This is a genomic window from Acinetobacter sp. 24-47-62, assembly GCF_056779765.1.
Genome location: NZ_JBWYIN010000008.1, coordinates 107,566 through 129,434 on the forward strand (window position 1 = coordinate 107,566; position 21,869 = coordinate 129,434).

16 protein-coding genes and 2 tRNA genes are annotated in these 21,869 nt (G+C 41.2%); 5 read left to right on the plus strand and 13 right to left on the minus strand.

What is annotated here, in order from left to right:
* Positions 1-64 precede the first annotated feature (64 nt).
* Complete coding sequence (locus AC1M87_RS07930) at positions 65-1,018, plus strand: 2-hydroxyacid dehydrogenase (RefSeq protein WP_481593386.1); 954 nt, start codon at positions 65-67, stop codon at positions 1,016-1,018.
* Positions 1,019-1,129: 111 nt separating this feature from the next.
* Here AC1M87_RS07930 and AC1M87_RS07935 read toward each other — a convergent pair whose 3' ends face one another.
* The 6 genes from AC1M87_RS07935 to glyQ form a co-directional block, all read right to left on the minus strand.
* Positions 1,130-1,762 carry a hypothetical protein gene (locus tag AC1M87_RS07935; RefSeq protein ID WP_481593387.1) on the minus strand — a complete coding sequence of 211 codons (633 nt, stop codon included), beginning with the start codon at positions 1,760-1,762 and terminating at the stop codon, positions 1,130-1,132.
* Between the two features lie 374 nt (positions 1,763-2,136).
* Complete coding sequence (locus AC1M87_RS07940) at positions 2,137-4,155, minus strand: CocE/NonD family hydrolase (protein WP_481593388.1); 2,019 nt, start codon at positions 4,153-4,155, stop codon at positions 2,137-2,139.
* A 474-nt stretch (positions 4,156-4,629) separates the two neighbouring features.
* Positions 4,630-5,019, minus strand: a complete 390-nt coding sequence (locus AC1M87_RS07945; protein WP_481593389.1) for a hypothetical protein — start codon at positions 5,017-5,019, stop codon at positions 4,630-4,632.
* A 9-nt stretch (positions 5,020-5,028) separates the two neighbouring features.
* The gene (locus AC1M87_RS07950) at positions 5,029-6,240 is read right to left on the minus strand and encodes a hypothetical protein (protein ID WP_481593390.1); all 1,212 of its coding nucleotides are present in this window, start codon (positions 6,238-6,240) and stop codon (positions 5,029-5,031) included.
* 158 nt (positions 6,241-6,398) lie between these two features.
* Positions 6,399-8,468 carry a glycine--tRNA ligase subunit beta gene (gene glyS / locus AC1M87_RS07955; RefSeq protein ID WP_481593391.1) on the minus strand — a complete coding sequence of 690 codons (2,070 nt, stop codon included), beginning with the start codon at positions 8,466-8,468 and terminating at the stop codon, positions 6,399-6,401.
* The gene (gene glyQ / locus AC1M87_RS07960) at positions 8,468-9,457 is read right to left on the minus strand and encodes a glycine--tRNA ligase subunit alpha (protein WP_481593392.1); all 990 of its coding nucleotides are present in this window, start codon (positions 9,455-9,457) and stop codon (positions 8,468-8,470) included. The genes glyS and glyQ overlap by 1 nt, the downstream gene beginning before the upstream one ends.
* A gap of 315 nt (positions 9,458-9,772) precedes the next feature.
* Between glyQ and AC1M87_RS07965 the strand changes: the two genes are divergently transcribed.
* Entirely contained in the window at positions 9,773-10,600 is an 828-nt protein-coding gene (locus AC1M87_RS07965; RefSeq protein WP_481593393.1) for a transglutaminase-like domain-containing protein, read from the plus strand.
* Between the two features lie 198 nt (positions 10,601-10,798).
* Positions 10,799-11,908, plus strand: coding sequence for an HPP family protein (locus AC1M87_RS07970; RefSeq protein WP_035264211.1), 1,110 nt, complete (start codon positions 10,799-10,801; stop codon positions 11,906-11,908).
* Positions 11,909-11,977: 69 nt separating this feature from the next.
* Here AC1M87_RS07970 and AC1M87_RS07975 read toward each other — a convergent pair whose 3' ends face one another.
* The 3 genes from AC1M87_RS07975 to AC1M87_RS07985 all read right to left on the minus strand — a co-directional run bounded on the left by AC1M87_RS07975 (position 11,978) and on the right by AC1M87_RS07985 (position 14,678).
* A complete protein-coding gene (locus AC1M87_RS07975) occupies positions 11,978-13,387 on the minus strand; it encodes an SLC13 family permease (protein ID WP_092766697.1) in 1,410 nt (469 codons plus the stop codon).
* 97 nt (positions 13,388-13,484) lie between these two features.
* Entirely contained in the window at positions 13,485-14,267 is a 783-nt protein-coding gene (locus AC1M87_RS07980) for a sulfite exporter TauE/SafE family protein (protein ID WP_481590073.1), read from the minus strand.
* Positions 14,268-14,414: 147 nt separating this feature from the next.
* Complete coding sequence (locus tag AC1M87_RS07985; RefSeq protein WP_481593394.1) at positions 14,415-14,678, minus strand: PspC domain-containing protein; 264 nt, start codon at positions 14,676-14,678, stop codon at positions 14,415-14,417.
* Between the two features lie 270 nt (positions 14,679-14,948).
* Here AC1M87_RS07985 and AC1M87_RS07990 point away from each other — a divergent pair, with 270 nt between their 5' ends.
* Positions 14,949-15,560: a hypothetical protein gene (locus tag AC1M87_RS07990; protein WP_179998740.1), complete on the plus strand. Its 612-nt coding sequence runs from the start codon at positions 14,949-14,951 to the stop codon at positions 15,558-15,560.
* A 91-nt stretch (positions 15,561-15,651) separates the two neighbouring features.
* On the opposite strand, the gene AC1M87_RS07995 is transcribed toward AC1M87_RS07990, so the two are convergent.
* From AC1M87_RS07995 to AC1M87_RS08010, 4 genes are all read right to left on the minus strand, one after another.
* Positions 15,652-15,727, minus strand: a tRNA-Lys gene (locus tag AC1M87_RS07995).
* A gap of 19 nt (positions 15,728-15,746) precedes the next feature.
* A tRNA-Lys gene (locus AC1M87_RS08000) sits at positions 15,747-15,822 on the minus strand.
* A gap of 130 nt (positions 15,823-15,952) precedes the next feature.
* The gene (locus AC1M87_RS08005) at positions 15,953-17,794 is read right to left on the minus strand and encodes a long-chain-acyl-CoA synthetase (protein WP_481593395.1); all 1,842 of its coding nucleotides are present in this window, start codon (positions 17,792-17,794) and stop codon (positions 15,953-15,955) included.
* Positions 17,795-17,999: 205 nt separating this feature from the next.
* Positions 18,000-21,374, minus strand: a complete 3,375-nt coding sequence (locus AC1M87_RS08010) for an Rne/Rng family ribonuclease (RefSeq protein ID WP_481593396.1) — start codon at positions 21,372-21,374, stop codon at positions 18,000-18,002.
* 66 nt (positions 21,375-21,440) lie between these two features.
* Here AC1M87_RS08010 and AC1M87_RS08015 point away from each other — a divergent pair, with 66 nt between their 5' ends.
* A complete protein-coding gene (locus AC1M87_RS08015) occupies positions 21,441-21,578 on the plus strand; it encodes a hypothetical protein (protein ID WP_179998737.1) in 138 nt (45 codons plus the stop codon).
* Positions 21,579-21,869 lie beyond the last annotated feature (291 nt).

The window sequence follows — 21,869 nt, forward strand, 5'->3', positions numbered from 1 at the left end:
AATCAGTTGAATTATCATGAAAATCTTGCAGTCGAAATGCAGATCAATATAGCTGAGGTTCAACGTGAAAGCTGTTTTTTTGGATCAATTCTCTCTCGATCAGGATGATTTAGATTTTTCGGGGTGGTATCAAGTCTTTGATGAGGTAACATTCTTTGAGCGCACTGATCCAGATCAAGTGCTTGAACGCATCGCTGATGTAGATGTGGTGGTGACCAATAAAGTGGTGATTACGACAGACATGATGCAACGACGACCGCAGCTTAAATTAATTTTAATTTCAGCCACAGGCACCAATAATGTCGATTTAATCCAAGCAAAAGCACAAAACATTGTGGTTTGTAACTGTCAGGCATATGGTACTGCCGCTGTAGCTCAACATACCATGATGTTGATGCTCAACTTGGCGACATCATTTATTCAATACGATCGTGCAGTTCGTGCGGGTGAATGGAATAAAGCATCACAATTTTGTTTATTAGATTTCCCCATTGCTGAATTGAATGGTAAGACCTTAGGGATTTTGGGCTATGGTGAACTTGGTCAAGCCGTAGCGAAATTGGCTGAAGCCTTTGGTATGAAGGTGATTGTGGCTCATTTACCAGGACGACCTGCAGCCGCTGATCGTGTCAGTTTAGAAAGCTTGCTGCGTCAATCAGACTTTATTAGCTTACATTGTCCATTAACTGAAACAACACGCGACTTAATTGATGCAGAAGCATTCAGTCTAATGAAAGAAAGTGCATATTTAATTAATTGTGCCCGTGGTGGTATTGTGAATGAACAAGCATTGGCGGAAGCACTAATAAATCGGAGAATCGCAGGGGCAGCGACTGATGTATTGAGTATAGAACCGCCTCAGCAAGGCAATGTGTTATTGAATTCGGATATCCCTAATCTCATTATTACACCACACAGTGCATGGGGAAGCGTTGAAGCACGTCAACGCATTGTGCAACAAGTACAGGAAAACGCAGCTGCATTTAAAGTGGGTCAACCGATCCGTCAAGTCAACTGAAGTTAAGCAATAAAAAAAGGTGCTGTGAGAAGCACCTTTTTTCTTGAAGAGATATAAATAAACTCAACCTAATAAATAAACTCCACTTAGGTTTGAATAAAACGACATGGGTTAACGTGGGACACCTGCATCACTGTCATCTACAGCTGGACTAGAGGTGGTAGCTCCACTATTAAGTAAAGCAACACTTTGACGCTGAATGGTCGGTTCTGCTTCAGGTGCTTGATTTTGACTTGCTAGCGTGGTGTTGGCTGATTGCGCAGTTTCAAGGTTGACTGAATTTTCTTGAACGGGTAAAGCGACCGATGCAGTGGTTTGAGCAGGTGAGGCTATGGCAGCAGGTGCTGTCGTTGGGTTAGGTTGACTCAAACTGCCTCTTTCGATGGGAACACCACCTGCTCCGACGAGGTTCTGTTTAACATGCTGCACAGATTTAACAGTTGTATCTACGCCTTGACGAGCACCGTCACGTAATGCAACCGCTTTTTCATTGGTGAATTCTTTGGTGTTTTGCCAAGCTGAATCGACGGATGGTTTGATTTTAGCAATACCACGCTTGGTCGCATCATCAACGGTGTTGGCTGTATTTTGCAAAGTCTCTTGTGCTTTGACTGCAAGTACTTTGGCTAAATTTGGATTGTCACCGTAAGCAGGATTGTTGCCTGTTAAAGTAGAGTCTTGAGCAAATGTAGTTGCTGAGCTTAGCGTAATACAACTTACCAGCATCGTTTTCATTATGTTCATGAAGGATCCTCTTCTCGGTTCTGTATAGGTGGCGCTGTGACTCAATCGCCTCATCTGTACAAAACTTTTGAATTTTTTATCAGTTTCCAAGCAAACTACATGAGCGATGGGGCTGTTTCAATGTTGAAATGTATCCGTAACGTTGTGCTTCGGCAGTTTTAATGACTAAAGCTACAATTTTTATTCATCTTGTATCGCTTAAAGGCTCTTAGGATACAACGCTACATCGTGTGAATTGGATCGTGGACAACAAAATTAAAAGTAAAGTTTATCCTCCGATTCTAAGACAGGTGTTGATCAAACCAATATATTCAACATAAAAAAAGTCTGAGCATGGATTCATGCTCAGACGCTGTTTATAAGAAATCTAAAAATTAATGCTTCAGATATTGAGTCGGGACTTTTGGTAAAACCACGCTTGATGGGTATTGTGAATTCGAATAGATCGAAATCGATCCCAAAAGCGATGAAGTTAAACTTGGTAATGGGGCAACGCCTTTCCATACATCACTGGAAACCACCGAAATTTGAATACGATGTCCTTTAGGAATAAGCGCAGCAGTTGCTGGAATCTCAACATTGACCAAGACTGGCTTGTTTTTTTCTAAAGGCTGAATATCCGATGCTTTAAATGTATGCCAAGGTTGAATCATTTGTCCTTTGATATAACGAGAACGTGATTCGTCAACTTTACGCATGGACGCTGTGATAATACCCGTGCTTAATGTTTTAGCATTGCCCGTTCTTGGGTCCACATCGGATACACGTACGACTAAACCACTGTCTTTAGAGCTGGATGAAATCCACAAGTCAGCTTGTATCGGTCCATTTAAATAATAGTCTTCAGTTAAAGGTACTGAGTTAAAGACTGAAGCAGGAATATTCGCCAAGTTGCTATTTTCCAGACATGGGAACGGTAGGATAGACGTTGCACCAATGAGAACTTGTTCAACAGTACTTGAGCATAAACCGAAAGTTGGCGCTTGTAATAAGTAGTTTTCACCAGAGCTTGACGTTGGTCGATCTTTTGCAAGATTTCCCCGTGTATTTAAGAATAAACGATCAGGTTCTAATGCTACATGCGGCCAATCCGTACTGACGACATAATCTTCATAACCGTGCACCCATTGTGTGACATTAGGTAGAGTTTCAGCGCCAGTGTTGATGCCTTTTAAATATTGATCAAACCATTGAAGTTGCATTTTGTCTAAACGCGGTACATTACCTTTAGGCAAACTTGGGAAAAGTTGTGCGGCTTGAATGTGTGCCCAAGGTCCAATAAAGGTTTTTACTGTGGTATGACCTTTTAATGCTTCATGCCAAAGCGGTTCACTGCGTTGGAACAAATCACGTGTTCCCCCGACAATAAAAGTCGGAACTTTAATATTATTGGCTTGTTCTAACAGCGATCTTTCTTGCCAAAAGTCATTATCAAATGCATCAGCTTTGCCTTTTAGAGCATTGGCAAAAAGCGGTATTTGGAACTCTGTACTGTTAATAATTTTATCGAGTGCGGTAAGTTTTCCAGTAATCGGGTCTTGAACCAAGGTATCAATCGGTAAAGTACCCAACAGTGTAATCAAACTCATCCAAAGTGGAATGAAGTTAGTATTTAGCTGTCCACCATTGAAAAGAATATCACGGTACGCATCACCCATAGGTACGATTGGGAACGCTGCCTTGATTGCTGGATGTTGTGTCGCTGTACCCAGCATCGCCGTGATTCCTAAATAAGAAACGCCATATAAGCCGACATTTCCATCAGAGAAGCTTTGTTTACTTGACCAGTCAATAATTTCATAAGCATCTTGTTGTTCGACTTTGCCAAAAGCTTCCCACTTGCCTGTAGAGTTACCTGTTCCACGAACATCTGCAACGACTGTTGCGTAGCCACGTTTCACCATTTCAGGGTCTGCACCACCTGCTATTGCTGAAACCTTACCTGCAACCCCTGCGCTATAAGCCGTTTGAATAACAATCACAGGGAATTTTGCATTGATAGGACGACCTGACTCATCCGCAGGGAGTGTGACATAAGTGGCGATTCGCGTTCCATCACGCATGGTAATCCACTGTGCTGGCAAGGTCACCGACTTAGGATATTCAGCAGGTCGATCATACAATTGCCATTGAGCATTGGCATTGGAAAGTAATGGGACTTGAGGTTGACTCGGAGATTGTCTAGTTCCGAGTCGGGTGTTTTTTAATGCAACGGGAGTACCTGGGAGTGTGACATCTGGGGAGGTCACCGGGTCGGGTTGAGGACTTAAATAGCTTAAGTCTGGTGTCACATTTGGAGTTGGATTAATTGTTTTATTCGCTATGCCAATGGTGGTCGCAAGTATCGTGACACCGATGCCAACAGCAGCATAGAAAGAATTTAGCAACTTCATTACATAATTCCTTTTTGTTTTTCATTTTTTTAGTCGTGCTTGAGTGAAGAATGAAATATGTATAAAGCAAAATCGTTCCATTCATTTTATTTTTATGTCTCCTAATCTGATCAAAAAAGATAATTCAGATTAGGCTTTGATATTGTATCACTGTTTAGTTTAACTAACAAGTTGGGGTCTTGCTGTTTGTCGGATTGGCAATGATGTTTTGATTAAGTGTTTTATTTTTAATATAAAAAAAATTGATTGGGTCAGTTTAAAAAATACAACTGTATATAAATTAATCATAATTTAGAAGATATTTCTTCTATCTGATTTCTAAAGAAAATTATAAATTGTGAGCATTTATGCCAATTAGGTACTGTGATTAAGAAATCATGAAGTAGCTTCATTCCAATTAAAAAAGCACAATTGGTTTTAGCCAATTGTGCTTTTGTAGTTTACGAATGAACAGATGAATGGTGTTTTAGAGTCTTAGAAATGTTCACACTGTTGAAGATTTTGCGCGTTAAAGTGGTTTTTTAGCGCGTTGAAATTGGCTTGTTTCACCGAATCTTGAATATCAAACACGGTTTGTTTGTTTTCGACATCTGCATCTAAATTTGAATGGGCTGAAATCAGTTGCTTCCCTTGGAAGAACCAGTATTCAGTGGCTTTGCCTGTTGCAAAGTTGCCTGTGAATTCGATGAGGCAGTTGTCTTTTTGTTTAATGAGGCGAGCAATATTGTGTTGAGTTTCAGGTTCAACAGCGATGTTTTTGTGTTGTTCTAATACAATAGGGGCGTTTGGATTCGTTGGTGTAGTTGAACAGGCTGTAAGGGTTAAGCTACTTGATAATGCAATAACAAAATTTAGAAATTTCATTTTTTACTCTCAGATGTTAAAAATATGACCTTTTAAGACAATTTCAACAATATTTAAAAGATCGGCTAATGGTTCCGATAAATAGGTCTCAAAATAAGAGTCATAGTATGAGCTATCAGATAGGTGAGGGGCTTTTCCATGAACAATAGAGCCTCTAATATTTAGTAAATGACGGATTTGGTTGTTATCAAATTTATTTGAATATTGTAGACATAAATTTTTAAATTTTTGGGAACTCTTAGCACTAGTATCTTCAATTAAGGATTCAATACAAGTACAAAGAGTTCTATATTGTCCAGCTTCATCTTCAAACCAACTTTTATAAAAATTAGTTAAAGCTAAAATACTCCTTTCGCTTTCTTTACTCATAGAGCTCATAAAATTAGAGATATCTTTCAAATGAGTTGATAGATCATTTCCAATTTTTAATTTGAAATATAAGCTTGGTAGTAAATCTGCGGTCTCTTTATAAGTATATTGATAATCGTTTGGAAAATAAGCGCACCCAGAATCTTTGGGTTCGCCATTAAAGCAATATCTCTTTTTTAAGTCTTCAAATAAGGAAATTGCACCGAGAAGTGCATATAACATTCGCTGAGAAATTTTCTCTGTTGGAGCATGTATACCAATCCATGTCGATATTCTTTTTTGATTTATTTGATCATCAATAATGCTAGGATAATAATTAAAATTAAATTGCTTGAAGTCATCATTAGAAATATTTAGATCTTTAGAGCTTAGATTAGAGCTATTTACTATAAAAAAACTTTCTAGCCTTAAGTTATTTTCTGTGGAAATGGAATTAAATGGGTATAGAAAAATTATATGGGTTGTTTGAAAAAGCGGTGAGATCATTAATGCCCTAGCTAATTGCAATTTTGCATTAAAAGGGATTTGTAAGTTGTAGGATAAATTTGGATTAGGGGAAAATTCCCCGTATTTGATGTACCAGAAATTTTCTGTTAAAAATTGAGTTACTTGTCGTTTTAGTTCTGATATAGGAAGTTCTGATAGATATGGAACACCATTTTGTCTAATGTAAAAAATAGCTTTAGAGTACGTTTTTTCATTTCTCACATAGATTGAAGTACCAAGTGTGCTAGACCAAATAGGGCTATCTGGTTCACGAATCCCAAATTCAGATAGTAGTTGGTGTCTTTCACCTGTTGAATATATTGCATCTAATATCAAATCCACTGCTTTGATACATGTGTCTAACATTCTGGATTTCCTATTTTAAGATGTCTCACAATAGTCAAATATGATAAGAGGAACTTACTTTTTTATGGGATGATTAAAAATAGGAATAATTTACTCAAAATTTTTAATAAAAAACCCCGCTATTTCTAGCAGGGTTTTAAGCTTATTTCAAATTCAACTTAGTGCTGTAACACCGAAATATCAGCCACTTTCGTAAACAAGTCACGAAGCTGTGCAAGCATACGTAAACGGTTTGCTTTTAATTCAGCATCATCTGCCATCACCATTACACCGTCAAAGAATGCATCGACTGGCGCACGAAGTGCAGCAAGTGCAGACAACGCAGCAGTGTAGTCTTTCGCAGCAAATAACGGCTCAACCACAGGCGTGATTTTTGCAAGTTCAGCGAACAATGCTTTTTCAGCATCTTCAACCAAGTTCGCTTCAATCACTTGACCTTCAGGTGCAGCTTCTTTTGCAAGAATGTTGGCAACACGCTTATTAGCAGCAGCAAGCGCAGCCGCTTCAGGTAATGCACGGAAATGATTTACCGCATTTACACGTTTGTCAAAATCAAGTGGTGATTTTGGAGACAACGCTTGAACCGCTTGAATCACATCTACAGCAACGCCTTGGTCTTCGTATTTCGCACGGTAACGACCTTCAAGGAATGCAACTGCATCTGCCAAAGTCTTATCGTGGTCTTTCAATACATCGCCATAAGCAGCGAGTGCTAGTTTGATCAGGTCTTCAATAGACACATCAAGCTCGTTTTCAGTCACTAGACGTAAGATACCAATCGCAGAACGACGTAGTGCAAACGGGTCTTTAGAACCTGTCGGCGCTTGACCAATACCGAAAATACCTGTGAGTGTATCTAAACGGTCAGCAAGGGCAATCGTTGTACCTGTTTTGGTTTTCGGTAAAACGTCACCTGCAAATTTAGGTAAATACTGCTCACCCAAAGACTCAGCAACTTCGTCATTTTCGCCTTCAAGACGTGCGTAGTAAGTGCCTGCAATTCCTTGAAGTTCAGGGAATTCACCCACTAATTCAGACGTTAAGTCACACTTTGCAAGAAGCGCAGCTTTTTCAGCGTCTTGAGGGTTTGCACCTGTAATTGGCGCTAAAGCAACAGCGAGTTTTGCAATACGTGTCGATTTGTCCCAAAGCGTACCCAATTCTGCTTGGAAGACCATATTTGCTAATTTCTCTTTACGAGAAGCAAGCGGTTGTTTTTGGTCTTGTAAGAAGAAGAATTCAGCATCAGACAAACGTGGACGAACAACCTTCTCGTTACCTTCAATAATTTGTGTCGGGTCTTTCGACTCAATATTTGAGACAGTAATGAAGTATGGTTGAAGTTTATTGTCGCTGTTTACTAAGCAGAAGTACTTTTGGTTGTCCTGCATTGTTGTGATGAGTGCTTCTTGAGGAACAGCAAGGAAGCGTTCTTCGAAGCTTGCACGAAGCGCAACAGGCCATTCAACCAGTGCAGTCACTTCGTCACGTAAGTCGCTAGGTACAATCGCAATCGCATTTACTTCATCAGCTAAAGCTTTGACTTGACCGTCAATGATTGCTTGACGCTCTTCAAAGTTTGCCACAACGTAAGCCGCTTTTAACTTCGCTAAGTATTCATCAGCATGCGTTAAAGTAATTGCTTCAGGTGCATGGAAACGATGACCGAAAGTTACGTTACCTGCTTTGTGATCTTGAATTGTTGCATCAACAACGTCGTTGTCTTTAAGCAATACCACCCATTTTACTGGACGTACAAATTCGGTACGGCTTGCCGCTGAACGCATACGTTTCGCAATTGGAAGATTGTCCAATGCATTTTGTAAAATTTGTGGAAGTAAAGCATCAAGGCTTTGACCTTTGACATCTTTTAAGTAGCAAACTTTTTCGACTTTACCCGCTTGAAAAGTCGAGATTTGATCAACCGTGATGCCTTGACCACGCATAAAGCCTTCAAGCGCTTTAGTTGGGTTACCTTCAGCATCAAATGCAGCTTGTTTCGCAGGGCCATCAAAACGTTTTTGCGTATCTGCTTGTGCGCCATCAACGTTTACGATTTTAAGGGAAAGACGACGTGGTGCAGCATATGCTTCGATAGAATCAAAAGCCAAGCCTGCATCTTTTAAGCCTTTAACGGTTTCTGCTTGTAGTGCATCACGCAATTTTTTAAGGCTTTTTGGTGGAAGTTCTTCACAGCCAAGTTCAAATAAAACTGTATGTTTAGACATTATTTGTTCTCCGCTGATTTTTCTGCTTGAGCCGCTTCTGCTTCTACTTGAGCTTTAAGCTGGGCCAGGACTTCGTCACGTAGGTGAGGTTCTGCCATTGGGAAACCAAGTTTCGCACGTGCAGCCACATAGCTGGTCGCAATTGAACGTGCCAAAGTACGAACACGCAGGATATAACGCTGACGTTCAGTCACAGAGATCGCGCCACGCGCATCCAGCAGGTTAAAGCTGTGTGATGCCTTAATCACTTGCTCATAAGCAGGTAGTGGCAGTTCAGCTTCAATTAAACGGGTCGCTTCAGCTTCGTAGAAATCGAACAGTTCGAACATTTTTTCTACTGGTGCATATTCGAAGTTATAAGTCGATTGTTCTACTTCATTTTGATGGAACACATTGCCATAAGTCACTGTACCGAACTGACCTTTAGTCCAAACCAGATCGTAAACCGAGTCTACACCTTGCAGGTACATTGCCAGACGTTCCAGACCATAAGTGATTTCACCGGTTACTGGGTAGCATTCAACACCACCGACTTGCTGGAAGTAAGTGAACTGGGTCACTTCCATGCCGTTCAGCCAAACTTCCCAGCCTAGACCCCAAGCACCCAGTGTTGGAGATTCCCAGTTATCTTCCACGAAACGGATGTCGTGCACTAAAGGATCAATACCGATCGCTTTCAAAGAATCTAGGTAAAGCTGCTGGATATTATCCGGGTTTGGCTTAAGCACAACCTGGAACTGATAGTAGTGTTGCAGGCGGTTCGGGTTCTCACCATAACGGCCATCTTTAGGACGGCGTGATGGCTGAACATAAGCAGCGTTCCAGGTTTCAGGACCTAGCGCACGAAGGAAAGTTGCAGTGTGGAATGTCCCTGCACCCATTTCCATGTCGTAAGGCTGTAACACGACGCAGCCTTGCTCCGCCCAGTAGTTTTGTAAGGCAAGAATTAAGCCTTGGAAGGTATCAATATGCGATATGGCGCGACTCATGGTCATCCACTTAAAATTAGAGAAAAATTGTGCTTGATTATAAGGATTTTACAGGGGAGTGGCAAAGGGTTAATACGCTGAAAATATTTTGGAAAAAATTAAAATGGTCTTGATTCATGCCAGATTTTGCGCGGCTTTGCTGCAATTTTATGCTAGATCAGCAATGGGGGTGAGATCTAAAAATCAGGAATAAATCAGATGTATAGCATCCTGTTCACTGAAGCGCGATAAAGTTAAACTGATCTCATACGATTGCGGTCTTAGAATTAGTTTAATCTTCACACAATATAATAATGCCTAATAATAAGGAACTTCATGACCACTTACCAAATTCAGTGTCATTTGAAATACAAGATTGTGCAACCTACCGAATTTATTTTTATGGTTCAGGTCGCCCATCATCCCGATCAGAATATTCTCGAAGAACAGCTCACCATGAATATGCCGGTCAAATGGCATGAATTTCGGGATGCTCAGCATCAAAACCGTCATATCCGGTTGCAACTCGAGCCTTGTGAGGCATTTGAACTGAATTATAGCGCGACAGTTACCCGTCAGCCGTGCATTCCTGTTGATCTGAGACAAAACCTGAATGAAGTCAAAATTCCAGACCTGCCGGATGAAGTACTACCTTATTTGCTGGCCAGCCGCTATTGCAATTCAGATTTATTACTAGAAATGGCGAAACGCTCATTTGGCTGGATGACACCCGGCTATACGCGTGTAAAAGCCATCGAACAGTGGATTTATAACAATATTTTTTATGTCTCTGGCTGCTCTGACCAGTTTACGACTGCGACGGATGTACTGATCCACCGGGCGGGGGTATGCCATGACTTTGCCCATTTAGGCATTGCGCTGTGCCGTGCTTTAGGAATTCCGGCACGCATGGTAGTCGGTTATGTGGAAATTGAAAAGTTTTTACCTGATTTTCATGCCATTTTTGAAGCCTATCTGGAAGGAGGATGGGTGCAGTTTGATCCGACCCGTTTAGCTCCAGTCGACGAGCTGATTCGCATTGGCACCGGGGTAGATGCCGGAGATGTGGCATTCTCAACCTATTATGGTCAGGTCGAGCTGCTTAAAATCGAGCCTCTGATTAAACCTGAATGCGATAGCGGCGCTGAGGCTAAAATTACCTGACATGAATGATCTTATTGAAAATCCTATGAGGAGTTGAACCGTAAAAGAGAACTAGATGGATGACTGTTGCCTGGAGAGAGACTTGGCTTTTTAAACAGCATCCATTTAAGTGTAATTAAAAGATATAAAATGAATACATCTTTAAAGCGACTAGTTTTATAATGCGCAAAATCTGTAAACATTAAAATCAGGCGCGCCGTGTTCCATTCCAATCTTGACTGGCTCAATACCTTAAAACCGAATTTTAAAGTTCTTCCACTCAAAGACCGTTTACTTTGCGGTATTGGGGCACTACTGGGTCTCACGGTATCGTCATTACTGAGTTTATGGATTCTGGGTGATTTTGAAGCCTGGTATATTGCGCCGATGGGGGCCTCATCTGTGCTGCTGTTTGCAGTTCCGGCCAGTCCCTTGGCACAGCCCTGGAATATTCTGGTAGGTAATACTATTGCTGCGGTGGTGGGTGTGACCTGTGCCTTGTTTATTGCCAGTCCGACTGAAGCTTTTAGTCTGGCGGTGGCCTTGGCCATTATCCTGATGATGACCACAGATTCCCTACATCCACCCAGTGGTGCTGTCGCCATTACGGCGGTACTCGGCGGCAATGCGGTCCATGAACTCGGCTATGCTTTCGTTTTCTATCCGGTGCTGCTGAATTCGATCTTATTGATGGTAATTGCGATCGTCTTTAATCGAATGATTGGCAAGCGTTATCCGCAGCAGGCGCAATTGAATACCCGTTCCAAAGATCCGACCCCGACCCAGAAAGTCACTATTCAGCCGCAAGATATTCAGGAAGTACTAGATCAGCAAACCGAGCTGCTGGACATTAGTGAATATGACCTGCAAAAGATTATTCTGGAAGCGCAGGACCGAGCCAATGCCCGTGCGGTCAACCAGTTTACTTGTCAGGACATTATGACCAAAGACGTGGTGACCTTGCATGCCAATGATGATATTCAGCATGCACTGGACAAGTTTAAGCAGATGAACCTGATGAGCCTGCCAGTGGTTAATGCGGAAGGCAAGCTGGTGGGAACGCTGGCCATGTATCAGGTGGTAGAATGGTTTAAACGTGCTGCAGATGTGCGCAGCAGCTGGGAACATCAGGTCAAACATATTATGACCCGCAAGGTAGTCACAGTGCAGCCATTGCAGCCGATTCAGGATCTGGTGCCCTATTTTGTGGAACGTTCTTTTAACTATATCCCGGTAGTGAGCGAGCAGCGTCTGGTCGGAATTATTAGCCGTGCAGATATTATCGCTGCCCTGAATCAGGAACTAAACCATTTTAAAATGAGAGCTTAAAACTGTTTTAGATTGTCCTAAAAAAGCACCCAAGGGTGCTTTTTATTTGGAATCTGGATTTATTTAAACTTAGATAAAGAACCAGTAAATAAACAGGGAAACCAAGAAAATACACATGATATTCAGGACAAAGCCGACTTTCATCATTTCACTTTGTTGAATATGGCCAGTACCAAACACAATCGCATTCGGTGGTGTCGCAACAGGAAGCATAAATGCACAAGAAGCACCAATGCCGATCACAATAACTAAAATTTCCTTAGGCATGCCCATTTGATCGGCAATCGCTGCAAAGACTGGTACTAACAGTGCAGCAGATGCAGTGTTACTGGTGAATTCAGTCAAGAAGATAATGAACGTAGCGACGACGAAAATAATGAGGAGTGGGGAGGCATCACCAAAGGCATTGGCAAGCGTTTGACCAAGCACCAATGAACTGCCTGAATCTTTTAAAATTGCACTGAGGGTTAAACCACCGCCAAATAAAAATAAAACGCCCCAATCTGTATTTTCAGCAACTTGTTTCCATGTTGCAGTGCCGATAATCACGACCAAGCATGCTGCCAGAACAGCAATCCAAGTATCAGGTTGTGAAATACCAAAGTTCTCGGTCAGCTTTTTGCTGAAGATCCAAGCAATAGCCGTACAGACAAACAATACCATTGTTGCAATTCGAGTACCTGTCCAAGGGATATCCTCAGTCACAAATTGCACTTTATGATTGAGCTTAGGTCTAAGTACCAGATAAAGACTCAAGAGCATGGCAGGTAAAATAAGAAGCATCATCGGTAAACCGATTTTCATCCAATCTGCAAAATCATAGTCTAAAGCTTTTGCTGCAATTGCATTTGGTGGAGAGCCAACCATGGTCCCTAAGCCACCAATACTTGCAGAATAGGCAATACCTAACAGGATAAAAACAAATGTTTTTCGATCTCGACTGACATCTAAATGTGAAAGTAAACCAAGGGCAAGTGGAAGCATCATTGCTGCAGTCGCCGTATTTGAAATCCACATAGATAAAAGTGCTGTTACAGCAAAAATCGCTATTACAGAGATGCCGAGATGACCACCAGACATAGAGATGATCCACATCGCAATTTTTTTATCGAGCTTTTGAATATGCAGCGCGGTCGCTAATGCGAATCCACCAAAAAATAAAAAAATCACAGGATCTGCAAATGTAGCTAATGCCGCTTGTGTTGTGATTGGTATAAGCTCATCGCCTTTAGCCATAGGCATCGCGAGAAGAACTGCGAGTACGGGTACCAATAGGGCGGTAATCGTGATGTGGATGGCCTCAGTCAGCCATAAAATGCCGATAAAGCAGAGTAATGCCAAACCTTTATTGGCATTTTCATCATAGGGTAAGACTTGATAGAGTCCATAAGAAATAAAAGCGGCGATCAATATCAACACCCAACCTTTGATGAGCCCTTTAGGCATCATGTTGGTTGGGGTCGCGAGTTGTTCCGTCATATTCGCTCCTTTTGAATGTCGCTATAGGTTTTATAGTTGCATGTATTAAACTTCTTAATTCTGAAGAATGAATATCCTTATCACTTTTCAAAATATACTATTTAAACAATGAAATCGATTGTTCTAATAAATTATAGCTTTGCCACAGGGCTTGAATACCGAGCAAAAGTAATAGGATCAATACTGTATTTTTAAAAAACTGTTGAGAGATGTGTTGCCTGATCAGTCCGCCGATCCATACCCCAAATATTGCAAAAACACAGATCAACATGACTAAAAGTTGTTGATGCTCATCAATATTGACCAAAATTGGGTAAAGTAGAAGGAGTTGTATCAATTTGCTGGCGATAAAGCTTAAATTACTCACGATCACAATATCGGTTTTACTCAGCTGACAGCTGAGTAAATACATCATTAGAAATGGTGCCATTGCATTGGTAGCACCACCGATAATGCCTGCTAACAGACCGAATATCAGCATATTGAGCACTGACGGGCTGACGGTGAATGAATGTTGTCGTAATTGATCAATCACATACAGCACCATCACCATGCCAAGTAAAAGCTTTAAATAACCTTCATTGAGCCACAATAAAAGTTTTACCCCAAGCAGACTGCCAACTAAGCTACTTAGAATAAGGGGGGAAAATCTTATGCTGTAGTGTTGAATGCTCTGCCATATTGAATACTGAGGGTGAGCAGTTAGCAGAATTAAATTTAAAATGAGGCAGGGAAGAATGACCAAAGTGACAGCGAGGCTGAGCGGGAGTTGAGTAGAGAGTACGGCGGTACTCATCATGGGAAAGCCGAAACCGCTCAGGCCATGTAATAATGCGGCCAGTGCGCATAGCCACAATACCATCCATTCCGACTGTGCCATTGATTGTCCATATTTGTTGTTTTGTTCAAGTTAGCGCTATTTTGAGAAAGATGCAAAATGAGAATAAAAAAAACACGATAATTGGGGGAAATTATCGTGTTGAAAAACTCACCCGAGGTTGTGTGGGTGATTGAGGGTAAACTCAAGTTAAAGCGGTGATCTGTCCTGATGTACAGTGCGCATTGGACGATCATAAGTATTTGAATGTTCGTGCTGAACTTTATTTTTTGGCATCACTAACCAAAGCACTAAGTACACTAAAATTCCTGGAAATGCAGCGCTCATCACTGACACTAGAACAAAAATAATTCGTAATAAATTCGCATTCCAACCAAAACGTTCAGCAATACCGCCCATCACACCAGCAATCATGTTAGAGCGGTTTGAGCGATATAAACCAACATTGGTCATTGAGTTCTCCTTTAGAACCTAAAATAGTCATGAAATAGACTTCGCAATTTCTCTTTAACGTTTGTCTATACATTTTATATGGAGAATAATTTTTAGTTTTAAAGGAGATTATTCAAAAAATATCGTAATTTTATGTAATGAAAAAGATAAAACCTTGATGTGGTATAGGTTCTGCATAAATAGTCAGATCAGTCTAATACTTGTATATCCCTATTTTATAAGGATAATATTTTTATACATCGCAATTTATGAAATGGCTCAAGATATAAAATGATGAATTTAAATTTTAAAGTTCATTCAATCTCAATGTTCAGCATTATCGCCATCATGAATATTGCACTTGCGGCATGTAGCCAGAATGAATCGCCACATATTGAACACATCAACCAAATTCAGGAGTCGCATACGCCTGAGTCTTCTAACTCATTAACGAATGTCGCAGGTAAGGCACGGCCTCCAGTTCAAGAGAATGCGGATACAACACCGCAGTCTGTTGCTAAAGAATGGCAGAAATTTGTAGGTCGTTACCAAACCACCATGCAATGTGATGATGGCTTTGCTCGTTGTGATAAGGGTGAAGCTGAGTTTATTATCAATTTATTGGCTGATGGCACAGCTCATCGTATTTTTATGCATCGTGGTAAGGTTGAATTTACAACGCAACGTCAATATCGCCAAGATCGTTGGTTGTATGATCCGCATCACCATCAAATCATTATTTTGAGAGAGAGTGGGGTTCAATTTTTTTACGATTTGGATGAGCAGGGTAATATGGTCATGGATCTTGATAAAATTGCCAATGCAACGCAAGTGAACCAAACTTTCTTTAAAGACAATCCGCTTCCGTCACGTGCATATACTTTGCAACGTCAAAAGCTTTGAAGATATAAGAGTTGATCCTCTATGATAGAAGCTTGCATTATATTTCAGGCAATAAAAAAGCCTTTCAAGATGAAAGGCTTTTTTAAGAATCTGGTGGGTCGTCCGCGACTCGAACGCGGGACCAACGGATTAAAAGTCCGCTGCTCTACCAACTGAGCTAACGACCCATAGGAGTTTCAAAATAAGTGGTGGGTCGTCCGCGACTCGAACGCGGGACCAACGGATTAAAAGTCCGCTGCTCTACCAACTGAGCTAACGACCCATCTCGTTTTGATGTTGCGTATTTTAGCAAGTTATTTGAGTAGCGCAAGTAAAAAATATAAAACTTTGTTACGTTTGGCTAGAAATGACACAATTTCGTGTTTTCTAGCCAAAAAACAATCGATTTTAGCTTAAAAACGATATTTATACTGTTCAATATTTTTCAAAATCTCTTCATTTAAATCGCAATATGCATCTTCATTTGGTAATAAAACCAAAATACGATCTGAAGTTTTGTCTGGAAAATAAGCTTCTTCCTTCAACTTACTCTTTTGATATTTAAATGTTCCTGTGGTTTCGAGTGTTTTCTGTACACGTAAGAACACTGGAACTGCATAGCTTGGCAAAGATTTCTTAAAGAACTGAGCCATATTGGATAAATCTTGCTCATTCAGTTCAGCACCTTCTGCTAAAGTGATGGCTGCCATACCTGCACGACCGTTAGTATTTGGAATTTCAACGCCGTATACCACTGCTTCTGTGATCTTTTCATAATCACTACAAATGTTTTCAACCTCAGTTGTAGAGACATTCTCACCTTTCCAGCGGAAGGTATCACCGAGACGGTCAACAAATTGAGCATGGCGGCACCCGATATCTCGCACAAGGTCACCTGTGATGAAATAAGAATCTCCTTTGGTAAAAACATCATGCATGATCGAGGATTTATTCTTTTCTGGATCGGTATAACCATCAAATGGCGAGCGATTGGTAATTTTACCAATCAATAAACCTGTTTCACCTTTTTTGACTTTAATACAATGACCTTTTGCATCACGAATAGGAGCTTCTTTTTCCTTGTCATATTGGATGATGGCATAAGGAATAGGCGAGAAACCTACGGTATTGTCGAAGTTTAAAATATTGGAAAAGCCGACATTACCTTCACTTGAAGCATAAAGTTCAAGCACTTCTTCAATGCCAAAGCGATTTTTAAATTTATCCCAAATATTTGGACGCATGCCGTTACCAATCATCTTGGTGACGCGATGATTGCGATCTTGGTGTGATTCAGGTGCATCTAGAAGATAGCGACATAGCTCACCAACATAGCCAATTGCTGAAGCATTAAATTTTTGAACATCTTTCCAAAAAGAAGAGGTTGAGAACTTACGACGAATCGCTAGCGTCGAACTACCAGCAATTACACCACACCAGCAAACCACCATGCCTGTGGCATGATAAAGCGGTAAAGTGACATACATAACGTCATCTTTATTTAGATTGAGGACATGACCATATGTGCCATACGCTAACATCCAACGACTATTGGTAAAGACTACGGCTTTTGGTAAACCTGTTGTACCAGACGTATAAATATAGAATAAGCCGTCAGTGCCAGTCACCTTATGTGTTTCAGCTAGATTATCTTTAGATTCAGATAAAATTTCTTGTGCAAGATTATGATAGCCATCAGGTGCTTGACCAGCATTTTGACGTGTATTTTGATCAGCCAGCCAATAGAGCTTATCTTTTGCGACAGTCAGTTGTTCGCGTACTCCATCTACAGCTTCACGGCATTCTTCACCGACAATTACACCGATTGGTTTAACCAAATTAATACTATGGGTAAGTACCTTACCTGTTTGAGACGTATTGACGAGCGCTGAAACAACCCCAATTTTTGCAAGACCAATGACGGTGGCAATAAGTTCACTGCGGTTTTCAACAATGACCGCAATCACATCACCTTTTTTTGCACCCTTAGCGATGTAGTAGTGTGCAATTTGGTTTGCCCAATCATTTAGTTGTTGGTAGGTATATTTCTGATCTTCACATAACAGCGCAATACCTTGAGGATTTTTTTGCGCTGCACGCTCAAAAGCGAGGGCAAGACCTGCTGGCGTTTTAGGAGTACGTAAATAAGCCTGTTTGAGCCCGACAAGAATATTTGGCAACTTCGTGACCAAATGTGGGAGTCGTGCTGCTACGTCTTTGATTCCAATGAGATCGTTTTGATAAGTCTGGCTCATACTGGTCCTATTTTTTGTGATATTCCGTTTAGTCTTTAATTTTTCGCAAGTTTTTTACTTGGTTTTGTCACTGAATATCTTATCCATTTTGAAAAATTGATCAATTCTGAACAGGATTTTTCAGTCAAAACTTTAAAGACCATAACAAAAAAACCTAGCCACCGTAATGACTAGGTTTGTCAAAAGCTAATGTAGTTTAAGCAAATTACTCAGCTGATGGTGTTGCTTTTTTTGGTGGGCGACCACGAGGGCGACGCGGACGAACAGGTTTATCTTCCTCCTGCTGTTCTGCATCATCCTTATCTGCTTCAGCTTGTGCAGATTTATCTTCAGCACTTACGGCAACTTCTGCCACTTCAACTTTCGCAGTTTCTGCTTCTGTAGACGCAACTTCAGTTGATTCTGAAGATTTTTCTTCAGGTTGCTGTTCTGAAGAAGTTTGAACTTTTTCTTCAGTCTTCACTTCAGATTGAGTCACTTCAGCTGATGGTGTTGCTGTTTCTTGATGTGCAACTTCAGATGTTGCATCAGCTGCTTGTGGAGCATCCGTAACAGGTGCTTCAACTTTCACGGCTTCTTGTGCTGCAACTTCTTCAAGGCGCGCTTGTTTTGCTTGCTCTGCTGCAAGTTTTGCAAGACGACGACGCTCACGTGGATCGTTTGCAACACGCTTATCAGACACTGGTTTTGGAGGTGTTAAGTCCAACACAGGTGCAGGCTCTTTTTCAGCTGGAGCTTGTTGAACAGCGACATCACGTGTTACTGGTTTTTTCTCAGTAGCAGGTTCAGCAGATTGAGTATTTAAACTCGCTGCATACTGTTCAGTGAACTTTTGCAATGCGCGATTGAAGGTTGGAATTAATCCAAACTGTTCAATCAATACAGAGCAATCCGCACCATAAACATGTTGAATTAAACTTAAAACCGTATGTTGTGCTAAAGCTGGCACTTGTGAAGGGCGAAGCTTCGGCGCATCTGATTTTGCTTTCTGGTCATGTTGATGCTTGTTACGACGACGTTGACGTGGGTCGTTACTTGCACGTTGTGGTGCTTGTTGAGGTTTAACCTCAGCTTCAATGACAGGTTCATCAACCGTAATTTCCACTTGAGGTGCTGACACTTCAGCGTCTGTCACAACAGGTGCTGGAGCAGTTGCTACAGGTGCTGCTACTTCAGGCGTTAATGCAACAATCTCACTTTGTGCTTGACCAACATTAACCACTAACGCTGTTTTAAGCTCATCATTACGAGGTACATCAATTAAATCAACTTTAACTTGAGCTTCTGGAGCAACAGGTGCTGAAGATTGCTCTTGATTTAATACACTTTGATCGCGGTGACGATTTGGACGATTTGGACGTTGTGCATTACGGTCACGACGTGGCACAGCTTGTTCAGTTTGTGCTTCGAAAGCTGTCTCGTTTTGTTGAGGGCGCTTTTGATGACGTTTCTGATCACGCTGTTCTTGGCGTTGCTCATGACGGTTTTCATTGCGTGACTCATGACGATTGTCTTGACGTTGTTCATGGCGAGGTGCCTGTACAACTTCTTCAATCACATGTTGATCTGCATTAACTTCGCGTGTGTCACGTTGCTTATTGCGATTTTTCTTGTTATGACGTTGTGGACGCTCGTCTTTTTCAGCTTGACGTTCTTGGTCGCGTGTATCATTTTTCGCAACAGGCGTATGTGAAATATACGCATTTGTTTCAACTGGTGCAGATGCTTCAATTGCCACAGGTGTCACAGGTGCAATTTGACCGAATTGACCACGACTTACGGCACCACCGTTCACCATTTGTTCAATTGCAGCCGCTGCAGAATTGGCTGTACGAGATTGATCAATCGTACTCGCTTGTTTTTGAACAAACAGATTTTCTAACCATGCGCATGGGCTAGTTGCTGGAGCAGCTGCTGGCGCAGTTTTTTGTGCTACCGCAGGTTGTGTAGCATTTTGATTGTTTTTATGACGCTTATTGCCTTTTTCCTGCGTTACAGGGGCATGCGTAGGTGGAGCTGTATGCTCTTCTTCTAAGTGCCATTCTGAAGACTCATAACCCAACTCTTTTTCACTAGAACGAGTCGCTTCAGTACGTTCATAGCTGGTTGGTGCAAAGCCTTCAGGATTATACGAGATTTCGTAATGTGGCGTTTCTAAATGCGGGTGAGGGAGTACAGTCACACGTACATTTGAAGTTTGCTCCAAATATACGAGGCTATGACGTTTTTCATTGAGAAGGAATGCTGCAATTTCAACAGGAACTTCTACTTGAACTTCACCTTGACGCTCACGAAGTGCAATTTCTTCAACTTTACGCATGATCGAAAGTGAAAGAGAACGCAAGTCACGAACCATACCTGTGCCATGACAACGTGGACATACATAGCCAGTCGCTTCTTCTAAAGAAGGGCGTAAACGTTGGCGACTCATTTCCATTAAGCCGAAACGAGACAATTGACCGAACTGGATACGTGCACGATCACTTTGAGTTGATTCACGCAGTTTCGCTTCAACCATACGTTGATTGCGTTCTTTGGTCATATCAATGAAGTCAATCACGACCAGACCACCGATATCACGTAAGCGAAGTTGGCGAGCGATCTCTTCTGCTGCTTCTAAGTTAGTACTAAGCGCAGTTTCCTCTACATCGTGACCACGAGTAGATTTTGCAGAGTTAATATCGATCGAAACCAATGCTTCTGTTTGGTCAATGACAATTGAACCACCAGAAGGAAGTTTCACTTCACGCTCGTAAGCTGTTTGAATTTGACTTTCGATACCAAAATGAGCAAATAAAGGCTCATTCAAAGTATATGTTTTTAACTTGTCTAATTGGTTCGGCATCACGGCTTTAACAAAGTTATAGGCTTCGTTATAAGCTTGTTCAGAATCAATTAAAATTTCTGCAACATCATCACGTAAATAGTCGCGAATTGCACGAGTAACTACACCAGCTTCCTGATGAACCAACATTGGAGAAGGGCCAGAATTTGCTGTACTTTGGATGCGTGCCCAAAGATCGAGAAGGTGCTGAAGATCAAGTTGAAGCTCTTCTTGTGAGCGACCAATCCCTGCAGTACGTACAATCACGCTCATACCACGAGGTACATTTAAAGACGCCAACATTTCTTTCAATTCTTCACGAACTGAACCAGAAATTTGACGACTAATACCACCACCTTTCGGGTTGTTTGGCATTAAGACCAAGTAACGACCCGCAAGGGAAATAAAAGTTGAGAGAGCAGCGCCTTTGTTGCCACGTTCCTCTTTTTCAACTTGAACTAAAAGCTCAGTACCTTCAGTGATTAACTCACGAATGTTTGAAGTTTGACGAGGGTCAGCTTTGTAATATGAGTTTGCGATTTCACGCATTGAAAGAAAGCCTTGACGGCCTGCACCATATTCTACAAACACAGCTTCAAGAGATGGCTCAACGCGAGTCACATGACCTTTGTAGATATTGGCTTTCTTTTGTTCACGAGTACGATTTTCTAAATCGAAATCGTAAAGACGGTGACCAGTGATGAGTGCAACGCGAACTTCTTCGGCATGTGTTGCATTGATCAACATACGTTTCATGGGTGTAACACCTAATAGTGATACACAAGCAAAACATCGCGATTTACGTAGCGAACATCAACCCGCATGGATCAATTCCTAGATCACCATAATCAGTTTGATCTAAGTGTATTACCGGCCTTTATTGATGGGCTTCGGTATTTTGATTCACGTATTGATGATGGCAATACGGCTTTAATCCTGTCACTGATTAAAGAAGCCTGAACATTCACTGGCGGACTAACGGTGCATTGGATGTTCATTACTTTCACTGTCACATTGCTCGAAGATCATCTCTTCAATTTTTTGATAGAGTGTCTTGATACGGAATTATCGTCGTATCTTTACAAATTGTGCAGATCCAATGCATCTAACGTTATAGCCTGAATGAGAAATCAGGTTGCGACCATTCTGATGTGTATCAGTTAACGTTTAAAAACCAACATAATTGTTGGCGACATATTTTTTTAAACAAACTGATTTATGTGCAAAAGCACAATTAAACGCAACAGTTTG

Bases quoted from the DNA above. Each gene is read 5' to 3' on its own strand.
- AC1M87_RS07935 (WP_481593387.1), bottom strand. From the start codon at position 1,762: ATGAACATAATGAAAACGATGCTGGTAAGTTGTATTACGCTAAGCTCA.
- AC1M87_RS07940 (WP_481593388.1), bottom strand. From the start codon at position 4,155: ATGAAGTTGCTAAATTCTTTCTATGCTGCTGTTGGCATCGGTGTCACG.
- AC1M87_RS07945 (WP_481593389.1), bottom strand. From the start codon at position 5,019: ATGAAATTTCTAAATTTTGTTATTGCATTATCAAGTAGCTTAACCCTT.
- AC1M87_RS07950 (WP_481593390.1), bottom strand. From the start codon at position 6,240: ATGTTAGACACATGTATCAAAGCAGTGGATTTGATATTAGATGCAATA.
- glyS (WP_481593391.1), bottom strand. From the start codon at position 8,468: ATGTCTAAACATACAGTTTTATTTGAACTTGGCTGTGAAGAACTTCCA.
- glyQ (WP_481593392.1), bottom strand. From the start codon at position 9,457: ATGAGTCGCGCCATATCGCATATTGATACCTTCCAAGGCTTAATTCTT.
- AC1M87_RS07965 (WP_481593393.1), top strand. From the start codon at position 9,773: ATGACCACTTACCAAATTCAGTGTCATTTGAAATACAAGATTGTGCAA.
- AC1M87_RS07975 (WP_092766697.1), bottom strand. From the start codon at position 13,387: ATGACGGAACAACTCGCGACCCCAACCAACATGATGCCTAAAGGGCTC.
- AC1M87_RS07980 (WP_481590073.1), bottom strand. From the start codon at position 14,267: ATGGCACAGTCGGAATGGATGGTATTGTGGCTATGCGCACTGGCCGCA.
- AC1M87_RS07985 (WP_481593394.1), bottom strand. From the start codon at position 14,678: ATGACCAATGTTGGTTTATATCGCTCAAACCGCTCTAACATGATTGCT.
- AC1M87_RS07990 (WP_179998740.1), top strand. From the start codon at position 14,949: ATGATGAATTTAAATTTTAAAGTTCATTCAATCTCAATGTTCAGCATT.
- AC1M87_RS08005 (WP_481593395.1), bottom strand. From the start codon at position 17,794: ATGAGCCAGACTTATCAAAACGATCTCATTGGAATCAAAGACGTAGCA.
- AC1M87_RS08010 (WP_481593396.1), bottom strand. From the start codon at position 21,374: ATGAAACGTATGTTGATCAATGCAACACATGCCGAAGAAGTTCGCGTT.
- AC1M87_RS08015 (WP_179998737.1), top strand. From the start codon at position 21,441: ATGGATCAATTCCTAGATCACCATAATCAGTTTGATCTAAGTGTATTA.